This window comes from Streptomyces sp. KL2 (genome assembly GCF_046529545.1).
Lineage (GTDB): Bacteria > Actinomycetota > Actinomycetes > Streptomycetales > Streptomycetaceae > Streptomyces > Streptomyces radiopugnans.
Window position 1 is genome coordinate 2918063 of record NZ_CP127170.1, and the last position, 15797, is coordinate 2933859.

The 15797-nt window shown below is 72.9% G+C and carries 13 protein-coding genes; 8 read left to right on the plus strand and 5 right to left on the minus strand.

Going from position 1 to position 15797, the window contains the following annotated elements; all coding sequences use genetic code 11:
* The first annotated feature begins 153 nt into the window (after positions 1-153).
* The 3 genes from QPK52_RS13210 to QPK52_RS13220 all read left to right on the plus strand — a co-directional run bounded on the left by QPK52_RS13210 (position 154) and on the right by QPK52_RS13220 (position 3738).
* Positions 154-627: a DoxX family protein gene (locus QPK52_RS13210; RefSeq protein WP_410537673.1), complete on the plus strand. Its 474-nt coding sequence runs from the start codon at positions 154-156 to the stop codon at positions 625-627.
* 46 nt (positions 628-673) lie between these two features.
* The gene (locus QPK52_RS13215; protein WP_410537674.1) at positions 674-2530 is read left to right on the plus strand and encodes an NHL domain-containing thioredoxin family protein; all 1857 of its coding nucleotides are present in this window, start codon (positions 674-676) and stop codon (positions 2528-2530) included.
* Between the two features lie 323 nt (positions 2531-2853).
* Entirely contained in the window at positions 2854-3738 is an 885-nt protein-coding gene (locus tag QPK52_RS13220; RefSeq protein ID WP_410537675.1) for an alpha/beta fold hydrolase, read from the plus strand.
* Positions 3739-3840: 102 nt separating this feature from the next.
* Here the strand turns inward: QPK52_RS13220 and QPK52_RS13225 are convergent, their stop codons facing one another.
* From QPK52_RS13225 to QPK52_RS13235, 3 genes are all read right to left on the minus strand, one after another.
* Entirely contained in the window at positions 3841-4071 is a 231-nt protein-coding gene (locus tag QPK52_RS13225) for a DUF6458 family protein (RefSeq protein WP_410537676.1), read from the minus strand.
* A 180-nt stretch (positions 4072-4251) separates the two neighbouring features.
* On the minus strand, positions 4252-5541 hold the full coding sequence (locus QPK52_RS13230) for a M18 family aminopeptidase (RefSeq protein ID WP_410537677.1): 1290 nt from the start codon (positions 5539-5541) through the stop codon (positions 4252-4254).
* Positions 5542-5716: 175 nt separating this feature from the next.
* Positions 5717-7543 (minus strand): acyl-CoA dehydrogenase, encoded by a 1827-nt coding sequence (locus QPK52_RS13235; protein ID WP_410537678.1) that lies wholly within the window; start codon positions 7541-7543, stop codon positions 5717-5719.
* A gap of 252 nt (positions 7544-7795) precedes the next feature.
* Between QPK52_RS13235 and QPK52_RS13240 the strand changes: the two genes are divergently transcribed.
* The gene (locus QPK52_RS13240) at positions 7796-8353 is read left to right on the plus strand and encodes an SseB family protein (RefSeq protein ID WP_410537679.1); all 558 of its coding nucleotides are present in this window, start codon (positions 7796-7798) and stop codon (positions 8351-8353) included.
* A 230-nt stretch (positions 8354-8583) separates the two neighbouring features.
* Complete coding sequence (locus tag QPK52_RS13245) at positions 8584-9537, plus strand: pirin family protein (RefSeq protein WP_410537680.1); 954 nt, start codon at positions 8584-8586, stop codon at positions 9535-9537.
* Positions 9538-9571: 34 nt separating this feature from the next.
* Here the strand turns inward: QPK52_RS13245 and QPK52_RS13250 are convergent, their stop codons facing one another.
* Positions 9572-11830 (minus strand): SpoIIE family protein phosphatase, encoded by a 2259-nt coding sequence (locus tag QPK52_RS13250; RefSeq protein ID WP_410537681.1) that lies wholly within the window; start codon positions 11828-11830, stop codon positions 9572-9574.
* Between the two features lie 140 nt (positions 11831-11970).
* On the opposite strand from QPK52_RS13250, the gene aspS reads away from it, so the two are divergent.
* The gene (gene aspS, locus QPK52_RS13255) at positions 11971-13746 is read left to right on the plus strand and encodes an aspartate--tRNA ligase (protein ID WP_410540320.1); all 1776 of its coding nucleotides are present in this window, start codon (positions 11971-11973) and stop codon (positions 13744-13746) included.
* Positions 13747-13883: 137 nt separating this feature from the next.
* On the opposite strand, the gene QPK52_RS13260 is transcribed toward aspS, so the two are convergent.
* A complete protein-coding gene (locus tag QPK52_RS13260; RefSeq protein ID WP_410537682.1) occupies positions 13884-15077 on the minus strand; it encodes a phospholipase D-like domain-containing protein in 1194 nt (397 codons plus the stop codon).
* Positions 15078-15262: 185 nt separating this feature from the next.
* Here QPK52_RS13260 and QPK52_RS13265 point away from each other — a divergent pair, with 185 nt between their 5' ends.
* Entirely contained in the window at positions 15263-15505 is a 243-nt protein-coding gene (locus QPK52_RS13265) for a DUF6411 family protein (protein ID WP_410537683.1), read from the plus strand.
* Positions 15506-15606: 101 nt separating this feature from the next.
* On the plus strand, positions 15607-15765 hold the full coding sequence (locus QPK52_RS13270) for a hypothetical protein (protein ID WP_410537685.1): 159 nt from the start codon (positions 15607-15609) through the stop codon (positions 15763-15765).
* The last annotated feature ends 32 nt before the right edge of the window (positions 15766-15797 follow it).

Below are 15797 nucleotides of genomic sequence, written 5' to 3' on the forward strand. Positions count from 1 at the left end.
GGGAAGGACGTACGCGCGAGTGGTCTAGACAACCGGTCGGCGCGGGTCTACGGTGCGCTAGGTCTAGACCAATGCCCGTCGGTCTGGCACCGTCCAGTCACACCTCGTCGCATGTCCGGAAAGCTCGCGGACCCCCCACCCCAGGAGCACACCATGCGAAGGAAGACCACCACCGTCCCGGCCGCCGCCCCCCTGGCCCTGCTGGACGGAGGCCGCGACCACGTCATCGGACTCTTCCGCGTCGTCGTCGGCTTCCTCTTCGCCTGCCACGGCGCGGCCACCCTCTTCGACGTGCTCGGCGGCCCGCACGGCGGCCGCGTCCCGGACGCCGGCCAGTGGCCCTCCTGGTGGGCCGCGGTCATCCAGCTCGCCGGCGGCCTCCTGGTGGCGGCCGGCCTCGGGACCCGGACCGCGGCCGTGGTCTGCTCCGGCTCGATGGCCTACGCGTACTTCGTCGTGCACCAGCCCGAGGGCCTGTTCCCCATCGAGAACGGCGGCGAGCCCTCCGCGCTGTTCTGCTGGGCCTTCCTGCTGATAGCCGCCCTCGGCCCCGGCCGCTGGTCGCTGGACGCCCTCCGTACGGGCACCCGCGGGAACGGGAAGCCGCACGACGCCCTGACGCCCTGACGCCCCGGCGTCCCTGGGCCCGCCGGTCATCAGGCACGATGGACGGATGGCAAAGCGAGCGCGTGTCCGTGCCCCGGAACTGGTGGGCAAGGGCGGATGGATCAACACGGGTGGCAAGGACCTGACCCTGGCGGATCTCCGGGGTCGTGTCCTGATCCTCGACTTCTGGACCTTCTGCTGCATCAACTGCCTGCACGTCATCGACGAGCTGCGCGAGCTGGAGGAGAGGCACCGGGACACCGTGGTGGTCGTCGGCGTCCACTCGCCCAAGTTCGTCCACGAGGCCGAGCACCGGGCCGTCGTCGACGCCGTCGAGCGATACGAGGTCCACCACCCCGTCCTGGACGACCCCGAGCTGGCGACCTGGAAGCAGTACGCGGTGCGCGCCTGGCCCACCCTCGTCGTCATCGACCCCGAGGGGTACGTCGTCGCCCAGCACGCGGGCGAGGGCCACGTCCACGCCATCGAGAAGCTGGTGGCGGAGCTGGAGGCCGAGCACGAGGCCAAGGGCACCCTGCGGCGCGGCGACGGCCCCTACGTGCCGCCGGAGCCGGAGCCGACCGATCTGCGCTTCCCCGGCAAGGCGCTCGTCCTGCCCTCGGGCAACCTGCTGGTCACCGACACCACCCGGCACCGGCTGGTGGAGCTGGAGCCGGACGGCGAGACGGTGGTGCGGCGGATCGGCGACGGGGAGCGCGGGCTGGCGGACGGGCCGGGGGAGAGGGCCCGCTTCAACGAGCCGCAGGGCCTGGCGCTGCTGCCGGACGGCCGGGTGGCCGTCGCCGACACCGTCAACCACGCGCTGCGGGCGTGGGACCCGGACGGCGGCGAGGTCACCACGCTCGCCGGCACGGGCCGCCAGTGGTGGCAGGGCTCGCCCGTCTCCGGCCCGGCGCGCGAGGTGGACCTGTCCTCGCCGTGGGACGTCGCCTGGTGGGAGGGGCGGCTGTGGATCGCGATGGCGGGTGTCCACCAGCTCTGGACGTACGACCCCGCGGCGGGCAGGGTCTCGGTCGCGGCGGGCACCACCAACGAGGGCCTGGTGGACGGTCCGGCGGACCAGGCGTGGTTCGCGCAGCCGTCCGGGCTCGCGGCGGCCGGGGACCGGCTGTGGATCGCCGACTCCGAGACCTCGGCACTGCGCTGGATCGAGCGCGACGGCGGCGACGGCGGCGGTGACGGCGGCGGTGACGGCGGAGGCACGGGCTTCACCGTGCGCACGGCGGTCGGCACCGGCCTGTTCGACTTCGGCCACCGCGACGGAGCGGCCGGCCAGGCCCTGCTCCAGCATCCGCTGGGCGTCACCGCGCTGCCCGACGGCTCGGTGGCGGTCTGCGACACCTACAACCACGCCCTGCGCCGCTACGACCCGGCCGCCGGCGAGGTCACCACGCTCGCCACGGATCTGCGCGAGCCGTCGGACGCCGTCCTGGTGGAGGACGACATCGTGGTAGTGGAGTCCGCCCGCCACCGGCTGACCCGGCTGCGACTGCCCGAGGAGGCGGTGCGGGTGGAGTCCGTCGCCCACCGCACCCGGCGCGAGGCGACCGAGGTGGCGCCGGGCACGCTCCGGCTGGACGTGGTCTTCCAGGCCCCGCCCGGCCAGAAGCTGGACACGCGCTACGGTCCCGCCACCCGGCTGCTGGTCGGCTCCACGCCGCCGGAGCTGCTGGCGGACGGCGCGGGCCAGGGCACCGGCCTGAGCCGGGAGCTGGTGCTCGCCGACGGCGTCGCCGAGGGCGTGCTGCACGTCTCGGCGATGGCCGCCTCCTGCGACGACGACCCGGCGACGGAGTACCCGGCCTGCCACGTCCACCAGCAGGACTGGGGGGTGCCCGTACGCGTCACGGCCGACGGCGTCTCCCGGCTGCCGCTGGTGCTGGCGGGGCTGGACGGCGAGTAGCGCCCGGCCGTGGGCCGTCCCCGGAGAGGGGCGGCGCGGAAGGCGCCCGGCGGGAGGACCCCGCCGGGCGCCTGATCCGCGCGCCGGCTTCCCGGCCACGGGGAATAATGCCTGGTACCTGTGATCTTCCGCGGAGTAGGGTCCCCGCCGGAGACCGGGCGTCTTCCGCGCCGCCCCTCGACCAGGACCAGGACTCCGCGCCCGGGAGTGCGGTGCCCGCCGCGCACGGCCGCGTCCCCGCGGCGGAGCAGTGCGGGGGCGGCGACCCGCTCCCCGGCCGCGCGCACAGCCGACGCCGCGGAGACCGGAAAGCGAGCAGCCACATGCAGGCGAGCACCCATGCGCGACCGACGTTCGTACTGGTGCACGGAGCCTTCGCGAACTCCTTCTCCTTCGCGCCGCTCCAGGCCGAACTCGCCCTCCTCGGGCACCGTTCGGCCGCCGTCGACCTCCCGGGCCACGGGTTCGCGGCGACCTACACCCGCGCCTACCAGGCGCCGCAGGACCTCGAAGGGCTCGCCACCGCGCCCGGTTCGATCAAGGGGGTCACGCTGGCCGACAACGCCGCGCACCTGATCGGGGTCCTGGAACGGGCCAGGCGGAACGGCTCGGTGATCCTCGTGGCCCACAGCCGCGGCGGCGTCACGGCCACGGCCGCGGCCAACGCGCGGCCGGACCTGATCGACCGCATCGTCTACGTCTCGGCCTGGTGCCCGGTCGCCCTCGACGTGGGCGACTACTACGCCGAACCGGAGATGGCCGGGATCGACGCCGCCTCACTGGCCCTGGCGATGGCCGGGAACCCCGCCGAACTCGGTCTGCTCCGCGTCAACTTCCGCACCGCGGACCCGGACGCCCTCGCGGCGTTCAAGGCGGCGTTCCTCGCCGACGGCACCGACGAGGAGCTCCTGGCCTTCCTGAGCACCTTCCAGCCCGACGAGAACCTGGACGCCGGCACCTCCGCCGACCGGGCGCGGGCCGCGACCTGGGGGCGGATCCCGAAGACCTTCGTACGCCTGGCCGACGACGCGAGCATGCCGCCGGCCATGCAGGACCGGCTGATCCGCGAGGGCGACGAGCTGACGCCGGACAACCCCTACGACGTCCGCACGCTCGAAGGCAGCCATCTGAAGTGGCTGGTCGACCCGGCGCCGGCGGCCCGGGTCCTGGACGAGATCGCCGAGCTCACGGTCCGGGCCGCCGGCTGAGCGTCCGGACCTCGCGCGCTTCGGCCCATGGCGGAGACGTGGCGCGGCCCGGTCCGGCGACGCCGGACCGGGCCGCACGGACGCCTCCCCGCCGGCGCCGCGTCAGGCGCGCCACTCGTGGCGGTGCGTCTCCTCGACGACCGGGGCCGCGGGGCTCGGCGGCTGCACACGGCGGCGCTTGAAGATGCTCACGTACGACGCCAGCCCGATGAAACCGACGGCCATGAGGATCAGGCCGATCACATCGAGGTTGACCCCGGAGATCTCCCAGCTCACCCCGAAGGTCAGGATCGCGCCCACCGCGATCAGTACGATGGTCAGTGCCATGCCCATGAAAAACCGCCTCCGTCCGGCTGGTTGAGGGCTCGTTCAACCAACCGGGTACCCCTGGGCGGGACTTGCATTCGGGACACCGCGCGTGCCCCTCCCCGTGGTCCGTCCCGTCCGTCCCGCCCGGGCGCCTCCGGCGGGCCGCCGGAGAACGCCGCGAGCGGGGACGGCCGACCGCTCCCGTCAGCCCTCCAGAAAGGCCGTCAGGGCGTTCGCCAGCAGGAACGGGTCGTCGGCGCCGCACAGTTCGCGGGCGGAGTGCATCGACAGGATCGCCACGCCGATGTCCACGGTGGCGATGCCGTGCCGCGCGGCGGTGATGGGGCCGATCGTCGTGCCGCAGGGGACGGCGTTGTTGGAGACGAACGACTGCCACGGCACCCCGGCCCGCTCGCAGGCGGCGGCGAAGACGGCGCGGCCGGTGCCGTCGGTGGCGTAGCGCTGGTTGACGTTGACCTTGAGGATCGGGCCGCCGTTGGGCATCGGGTGGTGGCCCGGCTCGTGGCGCTCGGGGTAGTTGGGGTGCACGGCGTGGCCGGTGTCGGAGGAGAGGCAGACGGTGCCCGCGTACGCCCGCGCCCGGTCCTCGGGGCCTCCGCCGCGCGCGAGGACGGAGCGCTCCAGCACGTTGCCCAGCAGCGGGCCGTCGGCGCCGGTGTCGGACTGGCTGCCGTTCTCCTCGTGGTCGAAGGCGGCCAGCACCGGGACGTACGGCAGGTCCCCCGCCTCGGCGGCCGCGATCAGGGCGGCGGTCCCGGCGTGGACGGACAGCAGGTTGTCCATGCGCGGCCCGGCGAGCAGTTCGCGGTCGCGGCCCAGGTAGGCGGGCGGCTCGACGCTGTGGACCATCAGGTCCCAGCCGGCGATGTCGGCGGCGTCCAGGCCGGCCTCGGCGGCGAGGAAGTCCACCAGATCGCCCTCGCGGGGCTCGCCCAGGCCCCAGATCGGCGTCATGTGGCGCTGGCGGTCCAGCTTCAGGCCCTCGTTGGCCTGCCGGTCGAGGTGGATGGCGAGCTGGGGGACGCGCAGCAGCGGGCGGTCGGCGTTCACCAGGCGGGTGGAGCCGTCGCGCAGGGCCAGCCGTCCGGCCAGGCCCAGATCGCGGTCGAGCCAGGTGTTGAGCAGGGTGCCGCCGTAGATCTCGACGGCGATCTGCCGCCAGCCGGCCGCGCCGGTGTCCGGCACGGGCTTGACGCGCAGGTTCGGGGAGTCGGTGTGGGCGCCGACGATCCGGAAGGGGGTGGCGGGCGCGGCGCCCTCGGGCACGTACCAGGCGATGATCGCGCCGCCGCGCAGCACGTACCTGCCGCCGACGCCGCCGTCCCAGGCGTCGGTCTCGGCCAGCCGCCGGAAGCCCGCCTTCTCCAGCCGCTCGGCGGCGGTCGCGACCGCGTGGTACGGGGTGGGCGAGGCCGTGAGGAAGGAGGCCAGGTCGTCGGTGTGGCCACGGTCGAAGCGGCGGGAAGTGCTCATGCGCCCCAGCATACGAACGGCGGGGGTCCCGCTCCCCCCTGACCTGGGAACGGAACCCCCGCCCGCCCGGCGTCCGCCCGCCCCCGAGGGCGGGCGGACGCCGGGTGCCGTGCGGAGCGGCGGGCCGGCCGGATCCCCGGCCGGCCCGCCGCTCACAGGTCCGGCCGGGACTCGCTCAGAAGGCGGCCTCGTCCAGCTCCATCACCGACAGGTCGGTGGCCTCGGCGATCTGACGCTCGACGCCGACGCCCGGCAGGATGTTCGCGGCGAAGAACTTCGCGGCGGCGATCTTGCCCTCGTAGAACGCCTTGTCCTTGGCGGAGGCGCCCGGCAGCTTGTCGGCGGCCACGGCGGCGCCCTTGAGGAGCAGGTAGCCGACGACGACGTCGCCGGAGGCCATCAGCAGGCGGGTGGTGTTCAGGCCGACCTTGTAGATGGACTTGACGTCCTTCTCGGTGGCGGCCAGGTCGGTCAGCATGGTGCCGACGATGGCCTCCAGGTCGCCCGCGGCCTTGGCGAGCTGGTCGCGGGCGCCGGCCAGGTCCTCGCCGCCGGCGGCCTCGGCCAGGAACTTCTTGATCTCCTCCGACAGGGCGGTCAGCGCCTGGCCCTGGTCGCGGACGATCTTGCGGAAGAAGTAGTCCTGGCCCTGGATCGCGGTGGTGCCCTCGTAGAGGGTGTCGATCTTGGCGTCCCGGATGTACTGCTCGACCGGGTACTCCTGCAGGTAGCCGGAGCCGCCGAAGGTCTGCAGCGACTGGGCGAGCTGCTCGTAGGACTTCTCCGAGCCGTAGCCCTTGACGATCGGCAGCAGCAGGTCGTTCAGGCGCTTGGCGGCGGAGGCGTCCTCGCCGGCGGCCTCCTTGGCCAGGACCTCGTCCTGGACGGCGGCGGTGTAGAGCACCAGCGAGCGCATGCCCTCGGCGTACGCCTTCTGCGTCATCAGCGAGCGGCGCACGTCGGGGTGGTGGGTGATGGTGACGCGCGGGGCGGTCTTGTCCGTGAACTGGGCCAGGTCGGCGCCCTGGACGCGCTCCTTGGCGTACTCCAGCGCGTTGAGGTAGCCGGTGGACAGGGTGGCGATGGCCTTCGTGCCGACCATCATCCGCGCGAACTCGATGATCTTGAACATCTGGCGGATGCCGTCGTGCTTCTCGCCCATCAGCCAGCCCTTGGCCGGGTGGTTGGCGCCGAAGGTCATCTCGCAGGTGTTGGAGGCCTTCAGGCCCATCTTGTGCTCGACGTTGGTGGCGTAGACGCCGTTGCGCTCGCCGAGCTCGCCGGTCTCCCAGTCGAAGTCGTACTTGGGCACGATGAACAGCGACAGGCCCTTGGTGCCCGGGCCGTGGCCCTCGGGGCGGGCGAGGACGAAGTGCACGATGTTCTCGGACATGTCGTGCTCACCGGAGGTGATGAAGCGCTTGACGCCCTCGATGTGCCAGGAGCCGTCCTCCTGCCTGATCGCCTTGGTGCGGCCGGCGCCCACGTCCGAGCCCGCGTCGGGCTCGGTGAGGACCATGGTGGAGCCCCACTGCTTCTCGGCCATGAGCTTGGCTATGTTCTTCTGCTCCTCGGTGCCCTCCTCGTGGAGGACGCCGGCGAAGGCCGGGCCGGACGCGTACATCCACACGGCCGGGTTGGAGCCGAGGATGGTCTCGGCGAAGGCCCACAGCAGGGAGCGCGGGACGGTGGTGCCGCCGATCTCCTCCGGGATGCCCAGCCGCCACCACTCGGCGTCCATGTACGCCTGGTAGCTCTTCTTGAAGGACTCGGGGACCGGCGCGGTGTTGGTCTCGGGGTCGAACACCGGCGGGTTGCGGTCGGCGTCCTCGTAGGAGGCGGCCAGCTCGTTCTCCGACAGGCGGGCGACCTCCGCCAGCACGCTCTTGGCGGTCTCGACGTCCATCTCCGCGAACGGGCCGGTGCCGTACACCGTGTCGCGGCCGAGTACCTCGAAGAGGTTGAACTCGATGTCGCGGAGATTCGACTTGTAGTGCCCCATGGCGACGGCTCCGTAGTGGATAGGGGGAGGAGACTCCTCCCTACGCGTACCAGAAAGTAGCTCTCATCATGCTACCCGCCGGTAATAAGAAGCAACCCGATCCGCGCGACTGTGACGGAACTCCCCGGAGCGCGCCTTGGCGTCCGGCCGTCCCGCCCGGCCCGGCGGGGCCCCGGCCGTCCCCGGCCGTCCCCGGCCGGGAACCGCCCACCGGGGACGGGAAGGGGGCTCGGAATCGATACGCTTGCGCCCATGTACGGCTACGACCAGACCGGAAATGCGGGGCACGCGGGGCAGCACGCCGGTCACGGCGGCCACGCCGGCCATCCGGGACACACCGGCCATCCCGGGCACGGCGCGCACGCCGGGCAGCACGCCGGACAGCACTACGGGCACCAGCCGCCGCCGCAGGCCGGCTACGGCCAGCAGCAGCCGCTCTACCCGGAGCCGTCGCCGCCGTCGCTGGCCGAGGCCGTACGGGCCTTCACCACCGGGGCGATGACCCCCGAGGACTTCCAGGCGGTCTTCGCCACGTCGAAGGTGTACTGCCCGCGCGGCGACACCCCGGGCTTCCTGGCGCTGCACAACACCCAGCAGCCGGTGATCCCGATGTTCACCACGCTCAAGGAGCTGCGCGCCTACGCGGGCAAGGAGTCGAAGTACTTCGTGATCACCGGTGCGGAGGTGCTCGACCTGCTGCCGTCGGGCTACGGCTTCGTGCTGGACATGGAGGGCGACCACCGGATCGTCTTCGACGCCAAGGCGGTCGAGGAGATGGTCGACTTCGCGATGCGCCGGATGTACGGCTGATCCGTCCGCGGCGCGTCCGGACGCGGCCGGGCACCGTGCCCGGGTGCCGCACGCCGCCGCCGTGCCCGGGCGCTCCGGAGCGCGGGGTGCCGCCGGGGCTGCCGGTTGCCACCGGTTGCCGCCGGGGGCGCGCGGGGAGTGGAAGGCCGCACCGCCCGCACCGTGCGGCCCTGGCATTCTGTTGAATATTGAAATACCCTGGTCCTCCCAGGCTTCCCGAGGAGGTCCAGATGCCGGCGATCACCGCTGACAACCCGCTCGTACTCCCCCGCGTCACCGCTCCCGCGGACGCCCGTCCGCGCCGCGTCCTGCACGTGGCCACGGCCCCCTCCGGCTTCGAGGGCGAGGGCTTCCCGGTGCGCCGGGCGTTCGCCGGGATCGACTACAGGTACCTGGACCCGTTCATCATGATGGACCAGATGGGCGAGGTGGACTACGAGGCCGGCGAGCCCAAGGGGACCCCCTGGCACCCGCACCGGGGCTTCGAGACCGTCACCTACATCATCGACGGCACCTTCATCCACCGGGACTCCCACGGCGGCGGCGGCACCATCGCCGACGGCGACACCCAGTGGATGACCGCGGGCTCCGGCCTCCTGCACATCGAGACCCCGCCCGAGGAGCTGGTCGTCTCCGGCGGCCTCTTCCACGGCCTGCAGCTGTGGGTCAACCTGCCGGCCAGGGACAAGATGACCGATCCCCGGTACCAGGACATCCGGGGCGGCAGCGTCAGGCTGCTGACGTCGGGCGACGGCGGTGCGCTCCTGCGCGTCATCGCGGGGGAGCTGGACGGCCACGAGGGCCCGGGCGTCACGCACACGCCGATCACGATGATCCACGCATCGGTCAGCCCCGGCGCCGAGATCACGCTCCCCTGGCGGCCGGACTTCAACGCCCTCGCCTACGGACTCGCGGGCCAGGGCTTCGCGGGCGCGGAGAGGCGGCCCTTCGGCATGGGCCAGTCGGTCGTTTTCGGCGACGGCGGCACGCTCACCGTCCGCGCCGCCGAGGAGCAGGACTCCCGCAGCGCGAACTTCGAGGTGGTCCTGCTCGGCGGCCTGCCGATCCGCGAGCCGATGGCCCACTACGGCCCGTTCGTGATGAACAGCCACGCCGAACTGGTCCAGGCGTTCGACGACTTCAAGGCGGGGCGGCTGGGGGCGATCCCGGCCGACGCCCACTGACGCGGCGCGGCCGGGTCCTCACGCGGCCGCGCCCTCACGCGCCCGCCCCCTCGTCGGCCTCGTGGAGCTCGAACCAGATGCTCTTCCCCACGCCCCGGGGCTCCACCCCCCACGATTGCGCCAGCAACTCCAGCAGCAGCAGACCGCGCCCGCGGGAGGCCAGCTCGCCGGGGTGGCGCAGGTGGGGCAGCTCGTCGCTGGAGTCCGCGACCTCCACGCGCAGCCGCCGCGAGCCGGGCTCGCCCTCCAGCTCGGCGGAGAGCGTGGCGTCCCACTCGGTGTGGACCAGGGCGTTGGTCAGCAGCTCCGACAGCAGCAGGACGGCGCCCTCCACCTGGTCCTCCACCGCCCAGTCGAACAGCAGCTCGCGAAGCTGGTGGCGGGCGTCGGCGATCCGGACCTGCTCGGACTGGGACACCGACATCACCAGGCGGCGCGCCAGGGGGCGCGGGCGCGCCTCGGGCGCGCCGTCCTCGCGGCTCAGCAGCAGCAGCGCGATGTCGTCCTCGCGCCCGCCCGCGCGCGGTTCCATGCCGTGTCCGGTGCCGGTCATGTGGCGGGCCGGAGCGCCGTGCATCGCGCGGATCAGCGTGTCGGCGAGGTCCTCCGGCGGCCCCTCGTACTCCCCCAGGACCTTGCGCAGCCGCTCCCATCCGGCGTCGTAGTCCAGGCCGCCGGCCTCGACGAGCCCGTCGGTGCACATCAGCAGCGTCTCGCCCCGGCCCAGCGCCACCCGGGTGATGGGGTAGTCGGCGTCCGTGACGATGCCCAGCGGCGGCCCGGCCGTCACCGAGCAGGTCAGCACCGCGCCGTCGGCCAGGCGGATCGCCGGGTCGGGGTGGCCGGCGCGGGCGAGGTCGAGCGCGCCGTCCGGATCGGCCTCCACGTACAGGCAGGTGGCGAAGCGGTGGTCGTCTTCGGCGTCCGCCCCCTCGTGGCCGCCGCCGGGCTCGGGCAGGTCGCCGGTCTCCATCCCGGCCAGGAAGCGGTTGGCGCGGGTGAGCACCGCGTCGGGCCGGTGCCCCTCCGCGGCGTAGGCGCGCAGCGCGATCCGCAGCTGCGTCATGATCCCCGCGGCCCGCACGTCGTGCCCCTGCACGTCTCCGATCACCAGGGCGGTGCGGCCGGACGGCAGCGGGATCACGTCGTACCAGTCGCCCCCGACCTGGAGGCCGCCGCCGACCGGCAGGTACCGGCTGACCACCGTCATGCCCGGGACGGCGGTGCGGTGGGCGGGCCGCATGGTGCGCTGGAGGCTGTCGGCCAGCTCCCGCTTGGACTCCTGGACGTACACCCGCGACAGGGCCTGCGCCAGCATCCGCGCCACCGACACCAGCAGGTGGCGCTCGTCGGGGGTGAACGCGACGGGGGTGCCGAAGGCGAGCAGCCAGGCGCCGATCGTCCGGCCGCCCACGATCAGCGGCAGGTAGGCCCAGGCCCGGTGGTCGTGGCCCTCGACCAGGGGCCAGACGGCCGGGAAGCGGCGGCGGTAGTCGTCGGGGGAGGGCAGGTAGACGGCCCGGCCGGTGCGGACGGCCACGCTGCCGGGGTAGTCGCTCTCCAGCGTCGTCTCGCCGAAGGCCTGCTGCCGGTCCACGTCCGGCCCGTAGTAGCCGATCGGGGTCAGCCGGTCGCCCTTGACGCCGTAGATGACCAGGGAGGAGGGCGTGAGGCCGGGCAGCGACATCTGGGCCACCACCCGCAGCACCTCCTGCGTGGTCTGGGCCTCGGCCAGTGCCCGTCCCACGTCCAGCAGGAACGCCTCGCGCGAGTGCCGCCACTCGGCGGCGGCCGGGAGCTGGGTGGCGGGGGACTGCACCGCGGGGGTGGACGCGCCCGGGGGCCCCTCGGAGGTGATCTCCACCGGGTACGCCTCCAGGGGGATCTCCGCGACGTCCTGGCCGGCGTCGGCGGAGCGGGCCGGCCAGGGGGCCTCGGTCAGCAGGCCGTACAGCACGAAGTTCGACTGGCCCGGGTCCGGTCCCATCAGGGTCTGCCCGGCCAGGGCCAGCCGGTTGCGCACGATCCGCAGGACGGTGCCGTCCGGCGCCACCACCCGCTGCAGCGCCTCCGCGATCGTGCCCTCGGCGATGGCGAGGGCGGCGACGTTGGCCAGTTCGGCGTAGTCGAGCGCGTGGAAGCGGGAGCGCAGGGCGCTCTCGGTCAGGACGGTCTCCTCGGGGGGCAGGCCCAGCAGCCGGGCGGCGGTGGCGTCCACTGTGATGACGCCGGCCGTGTTGTCCCAGCGCCACAGGCCGACTCCGTTGGCCGCGAGAATGTCCTCGGTGTGCACTTTTCCACCTTATGTGGTCATTCCCGGGGGCACCCGGCGGAAGGCGGGCCGGACGGTAGTCTGTGGGGCGTGTGAGCCCCCTCGCCGACGAGCGGCCGGCGGCCCGACACCACCCGACAACCTGACGACTTGGACGAATGATGCATCGGTACCGGTCCCACACCTGCGGCGAGCTCCGTGCCGCGGACATCGACACGGATGTCCGCCTCTCCGGCTGGCTGCACAATCGGCGGAACCTGGGCGGCATCCTCTTCATCGATCTCCGCGACCACTACGGGATCGTCCAGCTCGTCGTCCGCCCCGACACCGCCCCCTACGAGGCGCTGAGCTCGATCTCCAAGGAGTCCGTCGTCCGCGTCGACGGCCGGGTCGTCGCCCGCGGCGAGGAGAACGTCAACCCCGAGCTGCCCACCGGCGAGATCGAGGTCGAGGTCGCCGAGGTCGAGGTGCTGGGCGGCGCCGACCCGCTGCCGTTCACCATCAACACCGAGGACGGCGTCAACGAGGAGCGGCGCCTGGAGTACCGCTTCCTCGACCTGCGCAAGGAGCGCATGCACCGCAACATCATGCTGCGCTCGGCCGTCATCTCCACCATCCGGCAGGAGATGACGGCGCTCGGCTTCAACGAGCTGGCCACCCCGATCCTGTCGGCCACCTCCCCCGAGGGCGCGCGCGACTTCCTGGTGCCCTCCCGGCTGCACGCGGGGAAGTTCTACGCGCTGCCGCAGGCCCCTCAGCAGTTCAAGCAGCTGCTGATGATCGCGGGCTTCGACCGCTACTTCCAGATCGCGCCCTGCTTCCGCGACGAGGACGCCCGCGCCGACCGCTCGCCGGGCGAGTTCTACCAGCTCGACGTGGAGATGAGCTTCGTCGAGCAGGAGGACGTCTTCGGCGTCATCGAGAAGGTCATGACCGACCTCTTCGAGAAGTTCGGCAACGGGCGCCACGTCACCTCGCCCTTCCCGCGCATCCCCTTCCGCGAGGCGATGCTCAAGTACGGCAGCGACAAGCCGGACCTGCGCGTGGGGCTCGAACTGACCGACGTCTCGGACGTCTTCGCCGGCTCGGAGTTCAAGGCGTTCGCGGGTAAGCACGTACGCGCCCTGGCCGTGCCCGGCACCGCCGACCAGCCGCGCAAGTTCTTCGACCAGATGGGCGAGTTCGCCGTCTCGCAGGGCGCCAAGGGCCTGGCCTGGGTGCGCGTGGGGGACGACGGGAAGCTGACCGGCCCGATCGCCAAGTTCCTCACCGAGGAGAACGTCTCCGCGCTGCTGTCCCGCCTGGAGGCCGGACCGGGCACGGCCGTCTTCTTCGGCGCGGGGGAGTTCGACGAGGTCTCCAAGATCATGGGGGCGGTCCGCGTCGAGGCCGGGCGCCGTACCGGCCACTTCGAGGAGAACGTCTTCCGCTTCTGCTGGATCGTCGACTTCCCGATGTTCGAGAGGAACGAGGACACCGGGCGGATCGAGTTCTCCCACAACCCCTTCTCCATGCCGCAGGGCGGCCTGGAGACGCTGGAGACCAAGGACCCGCTGGACGTCCTGGCATGGCAGTACGACATCGTCTGCAACGGCGTCGAGCTGTCCTCCGGCGCGATCCGGAACCACGAGCCGGAGATCATGTACAAGGCCTTCGAGATCGCCGGCTACGGCCGCGAGGAGGTCGAGCGCGAGTTCGGCGGCATGCTGCGCGCCTTCCACTTCGGCGCCCCGCCGCACGGCGGCATCGCCCCGGGCATCGACCGCATCGTGATGCTGCTGGCCGACGAGCCCAACATCCGCGAGACCATCGCCTTCCCGCTCAACGGCAACGCCCAGGACCTGCTCATGGGCGCCCCGAGCGAGGTCGACGAGGCCCGGCTGAGGGAACTGCACCTGTCGCTGCGCAAGCCGCCGCAGGTCAAGCAGGCCGACTGACGGGCAGGCAGGCACAGGCCGACGGACGCGGACGGCGGGCCGGGACCGCACCGCGGTCCCGGCCCGCCGTCCGCGTCCGTCCGTCTGCCCGCCGTCCGGGTCCGTCCGCCGGGTCCGTCCGCCACCGCCGGGCGTCCTCACAGGAAGCGGCGGATCGGCATGACGGCGGCCTCCCGCACCCGCTGCACGACCGGCCGCCTGCGCCAGCGGGCGCCCACGATGCGTACGCTCCGGCGCAGGTCCGCGTCGTAGTCCCGGTCCAGTCCCGCGGTGAACTCCTCGTCCAGGACGACGAGCATGACCTCCTCGTCGTGGTCCATCGAGCGCCGGTTGAGGTTGGTGGAGCCCACCAGCGAGGCGATCCCGTCCACCGTCACGATCTTGGCGTGCATCATCGTCGGCTGGAAGTGCCAGATCCGCACCCCGCACGCCAGCAGCTCCTCGTAGTGGTTCTGCCCGGAGAGCTGGGAGGCCCGCTGGTCCGTGTGCGGACCGGGCAGCAGCAGCTCCACCTCCACCCCGCGGCGCGCGGTGGCGCACAGCATCTCGACGAAGTACGGGTCGGGCGCGAAGTACGCCGTGGCCAGCCGTACGCGCTCCTGGGCCGTCTCCAGCACCACCCGCAGCAGCGTCTGCATGTCCTGCCAGCCGAAGCTGGCCGAACCGCGCACCACCTGCACCACGGAGTCCCCCCGCGGCTCGTGCTCGACGAAGCGGTCCCGCTCGTCGAACAGCACCTCCGCGCACTCCGCCCAGTTCTGGGCGAACGCGGCGGCGACGCCGTCCACGGCCGGGCCGCGCACCCGCACATGGGTGTCGCGCCACTCCGTGGAGTCACGGGCGTCGCCGCACCACTCCTCGGCGATCCCCACCCCGCCGGTGAAGGCCGTACGCTCGTCCACCACCAGCACCTTGCGGTGGCAGCGGTGGTTCTGCTTCAGCGGGGAGAGCCACAGCGGCTTGCGGAACCAGGCCACCTGGACCCCGGCCCCGCCCATCATCTCCAGCAGGTCCTTCTCGATCAGCCGGCTGCCGAAGCCGTCCAGCAGCAGCCGCACCCGCACCCCGGCGCGGGCGCGCTCGGCCATGGCGTGGGCGAACTCGCGGGCGATCTCGCCGCGCCAGTACACGAACGTCATCATGTCGACGGTGTGCTCGGCGGCCCGGATGCTCTCCAGCATCGCGGGGAAGATCTCGTCCCCGTTGCGCAGCGCCGTCACCTCGTTCCCCTCGGTGGCGGCGATCCCGATCAGTCTCTCCAGCCGCCGCCGCAGCCGCCGCTTGCGCCTGTCCGCCTCGTCGTTCACGGCCTCGTCGTTCACGGCGCCCATGGTCCTTCCCTCCCCGGCTCCCGGACTTCCGCCGAATCGAAAACCCTCTCGTCCGCTTATGCCCACCGGGCCGCTTCTCAGGGATGCCGGGCGCGGGCCGGGGCAGACGGACCGAACACACGGCTTCGGTGGTCAAGACGACACGGAGCGATACGACCGGATGAGAACCGACGTGAGGAGTGACCGTGGTGGTCGCCGGCGTGACAGCCGCCCGCGTGGTGCTGGCCGTTCCGGCCTTCGTGGTGCCGCGCCCGTCCCGACACCCCGAGCGCGGCACACAGCGATCCCTGGGACTGGGCGCCCGCGCGGGGGGCAAGGCGCCCGGCCCCCTGGGGCGCTGGCTGAGCAAGCCGTTCCGCAGGAGCTCCCGCGCGGTGGGCCGCAGCGGCTCCGCGGGCCGCCGCGCCCGCGGCCGGCTGCCGTTCTGACTCCTCGTTCCCTCCCGTCGTGGTCCGGCCTCCCGGGCGCGCACGCGCCCCGCCCGGCCACCGCAGCCCCCCATGTGGATTCCTCCGGAAGGGAGACCCCGATGAGTTGGTACACCGACACCGCGCAGGGCGGCGAGTTCGCGCTCCTGGCCAAGGGGGCGAGCCTGCCCGGCGGGCTGACCATCGCCCTGGTGTTCCTCGCCATCGCGACCGCCTGCCTGACCGCCGCGTATCTGGTCAAGCGCAGCGCGCAGCGGTAGCGCGGGGGACCCGCCCCCGTACGCGACCGGGG

Coding starts and splice junctions, on each gene's coding strand:
- aspS (WP_410540320.1), top strand. CDS start 11,971: ATGCATCGGTACCGGTCCCACACCTGCGGCGAGCTCCGTGCCGCGGAC.
- QPK52_RS13230 (WP_410537677.1), bottom strand. CDS start 5,541: ATGAGCACTTCCCGCCGCTTCGACCGTGGCCACACCGACGACCTGGCC.
- QPK52_RS13215 (WP_410537674.1), top strand. CDS start 674: ATGGCAAAGCGAGCGCGTGTCCGTGCCCCGGAACTGGTGGGCAAGGGC.
- QPK52_RS13260 (WP_410537682.1), bottom strand. CDS start 15,077: ATGGGCGCCGTGAACGACGAGGCCGTGAACGACGAGGCGGACAGGCGC.
- QPK52_RS13220 (WP_410537675.1), top strand. CDS start 2,854: ATGCAGGCGAGCACCCATGCGCGACCGACGTTCGTACTGGTGCACGGA.
- QPK52_RS13210 (WP_410537673.1), top strand. CDS start 154: ATGCGAAGGAAGACCACCACCGTCCCGGCCGCCGCCCCCCTGGCCCTG.
- QPK52_RS13235 (WP_410537678.1), bottom strand. CDS start 7,543: ATGGGGCACTACAAGTCGAATCTCCGCGACATCGAGTTCAACCTCTTC.
- QPK52_RS13240 (WP_410537679.1), top strand. CDS start 7,796: ATGTACGGCTACGACCAGACCGGAAATGCGGGGCACGCGGGGCAGCAC.
- QPK52_RS13245 (WP_410537680.1), top strand. CDS start 8,584: ATGCCGGCGATCACCGCTGACAACCCGCTCGTACTCCCCCGCGTCACC.
- QPK52_RS13225 (WP_410537676.1), bottom strand. CDS start 4,071: ATGGGCATGGCACTGACCATCGTACTGATCGCGGTGGGCGCGATCCTG.
- QPK52_RS13270 (WP_410537685.1), top strand. CDS start 15,607: ATGAGTTGGTACACCGACACCGCGCAGGGCGGCGAGTTCGCGCTCCTG.